This is a genomic window from Vibrio sp. 10N.222.49.C9 (assembly GCF_041474985.1).
GTDB lineage: Bacteria > Pseudomonadota > Gammaproteobacteria > Enterobacterales > Vibrionaceae > Vibrio > Vibrio crassostreae_C.
The window spans coordinates 1-256 of record NZ_JBFRVD010001110.1 but is presented as its reverse complement, the minus strand read 5'-3'; the positions used below and the strand labels follow the sequence as shown (position 1 = coordinate 256).

The window sequence follows — 256 nt, the reverse complement described above, 5'->3', positions numbered from 1 at the left end:
TTTGGCTTGATTTCGAGTCTAATCTACAAAGTTAGACCTCATTTAAAGTTTAAAGCTTCTGCTGAAATTGCTAAAAATGATCATTTGGAAAGCCTTGTTCTTGAGTCATCATCTAGCCAGTCAACTTTATTATTCTCTCTTAAAACTCGTAAGTGTTATGTGGGTATATGCTATGGCGCTGTAGGCCATGATGAGGGGGAGTCTTCAAATATTGCTATTTTGCCAATGCTTAGTGGGTATCGACACAGTGAGACTT

Annotated in this window: 1 protein-coding gene; it reads left to right on the top strand. The window is 37.9% G+C overall.

Features of this window, described 5'->3' with window-relative positions:
* The coding region (locus AB4585_RS27125) for a hypothetical protein (protein WP_372171841.1) at positions 1-256 on the top strand (256 nt) is incomplete at both ends.